This is a genomic window from Rickettsia sp. TH2014 (genome assembly GCF_019249195.1).
Classification (GTDB): Bacteria; Pseudomonadota; Alphaproteobacteria; order Rickettsiales; family Rickettsiaceae; genus Rickettsia; species Rickettsia felis.
On the sequence record NZ_MXAX01000113.1, the window covers coordinates 1 to 4512 of the forward strand.

Here is a 4512-nt window from a genome sequence, read left to right on the forward strand (position 1 = left end):
TTCCAATTCTGAATTGTCTTGGAGCTTATCTCATATTTTGATGCTAATTGACTTAAGGTAGCATCCTCTTTTATTAATTCTAATACTACCTTAGTCTTTTCTTCACTACTGAAAATCCTAACCTTATTTTTCTTCATCTTTCCTCCTAAGTTTTACCTATTTATTGTAACTTATTTCGGAAACTTGAGTACTATTTTTTCTGTCCTGTTTTCTCAGTCCATTATAATCAGATTTATCCATTAAATTTTTAACGATATTGCTTTCTGAAAATTTAGCTGATTGAAAATATTCGGAAACAAGTTTTATTACCTCATCACAAAATTCGTCTTGTAACTCCTTACTTGCAGTTAATTTTTGGTTTTGAATTAACTGTATAGCATCAGATTTTTTATGCTCTAAAAATTCTTCAATTTCTTTAGTTTTTTCTTGAATGATTTTCTTGGTAACTTTATTGCTTTCTTCTATCATTTGAGAGCGTAAAGTTTCTAATTTTTGTATTTGTGCGTTGGTTTGTTCAAAGAGCAAAGCAGCATCTTCTTTTAACTTTTCAGCTTTTAGAACTTTTTCTTGGACTTCTAAAATCTTAGCATCTAAAGAATTTAAAATGGCTTTTTTTGCCGGTCTATAAATTAAATATACAAAAATTATAAAACTAACGGCAAGCCAAAAGCTTTCATCTAGGAAATTCATTGTTTTATTTTTTACGTTATTGCCTAATTATCAATATCGTCATTGCGAGCGACTGCAAGGAGTGCGGCAATCCAGAAAAATAATAAAAAAATGTTATACATTTTTTACTGGGTTGCTTCGTCAATTATTTCGTAATTTTCCTCGCAATGACGTAGGCTTTTTAAGCTATCTATATCTGCTTTAGCTCCGGCTATTTTTTCAATAATATTAACTGCGAGCTTTATGATTGCTTCGCTTTTATTAGTTCTAAATTGCTTAGCAGCTAAATTTATATCTTCAATATTGTGATTTATAGAGTTTTTTAAATCCTGCTCTAGATTCTTTTTTTTAATTAAAAATTCTGCTTCTAAAGAGTCTATTTTTTCTTTTTTTAGCCTATCTATTTCGGTATTTGTTTTGTCTATTTCCTCGTTATAATATTTATTTAGCTTTTCTACTTCTTGGGCTAGCGTATCGGCCCTCGTAATATTATCTTGAATATTTGTCTGTCTATTATTAAAAATTTCTTCGGCTTTTGGGGTGATAAATTTATAAACAAAGATATACAATAAGCCGAAAGTAACGATAAGCCAAAAAATTTGTGAATAATAGGTAGCAATATCAAATTGAGGCATCTTATTTAAAAATGAATTTTAAGAAAAAATAAGTAACATAGCAATTACAAAGGAAAAAAGCCCCATTGCTTCAGCAAGACCTGCACCGATCAGAGCCATTCTTTGTAAGTTTTCTGCAGCTGAAGGGTTTCGTGCTATTGAACTAAGTAGAGAGCTAAATATATTACTAACGCCTAGAGCCGCACCGTACATGCCGATAGCCATAAGCCCTATACCAATAAATTTTAAAGAAACCATATCCATAAAAAACCTAACTTTTAATTAATCAAAAAATAAATATATACTCGCTGAATTTAAAAAATTGGCTTCGTTATTTTTTGCTTTTAATCCTCACGTACTAGTATGTACGCTGCGGTTAAAAGCTTCAAAACACCTCGCTCTTTTTCAAATTGAGCTTCGTATACCAACTCTTCATTTACTCAAGGTACATAAATTATTGCTAACCGAATAGCGAATTATGTAATAATCCGCTATTCGCATCAGTGTAAATTGATGGCGTCATTAAGATACATACAAGATAAAATAGTAAAAATATAAGCTTGAAGTATTGCAACAAAAATTTCAAACCCAATTAGTATCACCATAAGAGGGATTGGCAGAAACTTCAAGTAAATCATTAACGAGACGGTAAAACCGGCTATTACTTTTAATAAAACATGTCCCGCCATCATATTGGCGGCGAGTCGCAATGATAAACTAACCGGCCTTGCTAAATATGTAAACAGTTCAATTACTATCATCAACGGTGCTAACCATAAAGGAGTACCGTGTGGTAAAAAAAGAGTTAAAAAACGTAACCCGTGTTTTACGAAACCGACTATAGTGACCGTTAAAAATACTAGAATTGCTAAGGTAAAAGTAACGATAATATGACTAGTAGCAGTAAAGCTATAAGGTGTCATACCAAGTAAATTACAGAATAAAATAAAAATAAACAGACTAAAAACTAACGGAATAAATTTGCGTCCTTTTACTCCTATATTCTGATTTAACATATCAGCTACAAGATTATAAACTATTTCAGCACTTACTTGTAATCTAGAAGGTACTAATTTCCGGTTATAAAAAGCTAAGTAAAAATAAGTTAAGGCTAAGATGCTAGCAAGTAACATATAGATACTCGAATTAGTAAAGCTGACGTCAAAGCCGAACATTTTGATGTCTATCAATTTTTTGATATCAAATTGTGCTAAAGGGCTATGAGTCATTTCCTTATTTTCTGCATTATAATGTTAAAGCCGGCAATCATTCCTATTATTGTAAATATAATAAGAAATAAAGGCTTAGAATTAAAAAACTTATCCGTAAATATTCCAATTACGACACCTACCATTGTACCTGAAACTAAATCTACAGCGATAGTGAACGGGCTAATTTCTTGCTGAATCTTAGAATTAGAAATCTTAGAAGTTTTTAAATCTTTAATTCTTGCTTTGATATTTTTTAGTTTTTCCGTATTCATTAGTTTATCTCAGTCATTGCGAGAAGACGTGGATCAATTTCATCTCTGTCACCCCGTGGCTTGACCACGGGATCCAGTTAAAAATACTATTTATTGTTTTTATGGACCCCGTGATCAAGCTACGGGGTGACACAGTAGGTTTTACCGGTCTACGCAACAATACCTGCTCGCAATGACAATCTACTGCCAAAATTACAAACTCATCTCATTTTTTGCTTTTTCTCTCTGCTCCTCTAAAGCTTTATCGACTGCCGTAGAAATACTATCTATACTATAATTTCCGGTTTGTACTCCGTTAACGAAGAAAGAAGGAGTACCTATAAATTTTGGTGCTTTTGCTACAAAATTAGTATTAGCAATTAGCGTTTCAGTAATTTTATCACTATTTAAACATTGCTTATATTCTTCCGGAGGAACACCGCCAAGCTGACCTATATCAGTTAATAATTCTCTGTATTTATTGCTATATGCCCATTTATCTTGTTGTTGTAATATGATATTATGAAACTGCACAAAACTATTTATATCACCTTTGCAGCGTGCTAAAATTGCAGCGTCTAAATCTTGTTTTGTAGCAATAAATTCACGAACCACATATGCAATTTTATTAGTATCGATATATTTTTTCTTAAGTTCCGGAAAAATTGTTTGATGATAATAAGCACAATGCGGACAGGTAGGAGAAAAGTACTCGACTACTATAACATTTGATTTTTTGTTACCGAGAACCATATCATTATCATCAACTTTAAAAGTAACTTTAACAGGTTTTATTTCAGGATTTTTTTGTTCTTGTGAATCCGGCGTTGATATTTCATCAGCCTGATTATTATCGTTATCAGGAACTATTGATTCAGCCGTGTTTTCAGAATTTACTGCTTCTTGATTTATTTCGTGAGAAGCGTTGTTGTTTTGCAGAGTTTTTTCCTGCACTATTATTTGTTTCTCTTCTTGATTCTTATTTTGTGTTTTTTCTTCTGAACAACTACTCAAAAATAATAAAAATATCGGCACGATAAAAATACTTCGCATAACTTTCCCTTAACTATTAACTTTCTCTACAATAAAAGCATATCAATTTTATTTCAATAAAAATATCTACTTTATAATAGAAGCAAAATGTGCTATGCTATAGAAAATAATAGTCTAACATTAAGTTCTTAGGCACTAAAACCACTACGGAGGAATTAATAATGGCAAATACAACACAATCCGAAAATAAAACCGAACAAAAATCCGAGTTTAAAATAGGGCAGAGAATTGTCTATCCTGCACATGGAGTTGGTGAAATAACAAATATTGAATATCATACTATTGCAGGTACTGAAATTAAAGTATATGTAATTTCCTTTTCGCAAGATAAAATGACATTAAAAGTGCCTGTTAGTAGAGCTGCGGTTGTTGGTCTTAGAGCGGTTGCAAGCAGAAAAGATTTAGATGCCATATATTCAACTCTTCAAGGTAAACCAAAACAAGGAAATAGAATGTGGAGTAGAAGGGCCCAAGAATATGAAGGTAAAATTAACTCAGGTAATATTGTAGCCATAGCCGAAGTATTACGGGACTTACATAAAAATGTTGATAATGATCGTTCTTACAGTGAAAGAACACTCTACGAATCAGCTTTAAATAGACTCGCAGGTGAGCTTGCTATCCTTGAAAACATCCACCCAACTGAAGCAATTAATAAGTTAGTTGAAGTATTACGTGAAAAATTAGTGTAGAAGTCAAGATTTAATCTTACAG

At 31.8% G+C, this 4512-nt stretch carries 7 protein-coding genes; 1 reads left to right on the top strand and 6 read right to left on the bottom strand.

Translation table 11 applies throughout. The features are described from left to right. Window positions 1-156: 156 nt before the first annotated feature. The 6 genes from KYQ89_RS02095 to KYQ89_RS02120 all read right to left on the bottom strand — a co-directional run bounded on the left by KYQ89_RS02095 (window position 157) and on the right by KYQ89_RS02120 (window position 3798). Entirely contained in the window at window positions 157-690 is a 534-nt protein-coding gene (locus KYQ89_RS02095; RefSeq protein ID WP_256621195.1) for a F0F1 ATP synthase subunit B, read from the bottom strand. A 104-nt stretch (window positions 691-794) separates the two neighbouring features. Beyond that, window positions 795-1304, bottom strand: a complete 510-nt coding sequence (locus tag KYQ89_RS02100) for an ATP F0F1 synthase subunit B' (RefSeq protein WP_218460206.1) — start codon at window positions 1302-1304, stop codon at window positions 795-797. An 18-nt stretch (window positions 1305-1322) separates the two neighbouring features. Further along, entirely contained in the window at window positions 1323-1547 is a 225-nt protein-coding gene (locus KYQ89_RS02105; RefSeq protein WP_010420727.1) for a F0F1 ATP synthase subunit C, read from the bottom strand. Between the two features lie 236 nt (window positions 1548-1783). Continuing rightward, a complete protein-coding gene (locus KYQ89_RS02110; protein ID WP_011270386.1) occupies window positions 1784-2512 on the bottom strand; it encodes a F0F1 ATP synthase subunit A in 729 nt (242 codons plus the stop codon). Next, window positions 2509-2766, bottom strand: coding sequence for an AtpZ/AtpI family protein (locus KYQ89_RS02115; RefSeq protein WP_218460207.1), 258 nt, complete (start codon window positions 2764-2766; stop codon window positions 2509-2511). The genes KYQ89_RS02110 and KYQ89_RS02115 overlap by 4 nt, the downstream gene beginning before the upstream one ends. Before the next feature lie 192 nt (window positions 2767-2958). Further along, complete coding sequence (locus tag KYQ89_RS02120) at window positions 2959-3798, bottom strand: DsbA family protein (RefSeq protein WP_218460208.1); 840 nt, start codon at window positions 3796-3798, stop codon at window positions 2959-2961. A gap of 161 nt (window positions 3799-3959) precedes the next feature. On the opposite strand from KYQ89_RS02120, the gene KYQ89_RS02125 reads away from it, so the two are divergent. Then, window positions 3960-4490, top strand: coding sequence for a CarD family transcriptional regulator (locus KYQ89_RS02125; protein WP_218460209.1), 531 nt, complete (start codon window positions 3960-3962; stop codon window positions 4488-4490). Window positions 4491-4512: the final 22 nt, after the last annotated feature.

Excerpts from the sequence above, each read along its gene's own strand:
- KYQ89_RS02115 (WP_218460207.1), bottom strand. The coding sequence starts at position 2,766 with ATGAATACGGAAAAACTAAAAAATATCAAAGCAAGAATTAAAGATTTA.
- KYQ89_RS02125 (WP_218460209.1), top strand. The coding sequence starts at position 3,960 with ATGGCAAATACAACACAATCCGAAAATAAAACCGAACAAAAATCCGAG.
- KYQ89_RS02120 (WP_218460208.1), bottom strand. The coding sequence starts at position 3,798 with ATGCGAAGTATTTTTATCGTGCCGATATTTTTATTATTTTTGAGTAGT.
- KYQ89_RS02110 (WP_011270386.1), bottom strand. The coding sequence starts at position 2,512 with ATGACTCATAGCCCTTTAGCACAATTTGATATCAAAAAATTGATAGAC.
- KYQ89_RS02100 (WP_218460206.1), bottom strand. The coding sequence starts at position 1,304 with ATGCCTCAATTTGATATTGCTACCTATTATTCACAAATTTTTTGGCTT.
- KYQ89_RS02095 (WP_256621195.1), bottom strand. The coding sequence starts at position 690 with ATGAATTTCCTAGATGAAAGCTTTTGGCTTGCCGTTAGTTTTATAATT.
- KYQ89_RS02105 (WP_010420727.1), bottom strand. The coding sequence starts at position 1,547 with ATGGATATGGTTTCTTTAAAATTTATTGGTATAGGGCTTATGGCTATC.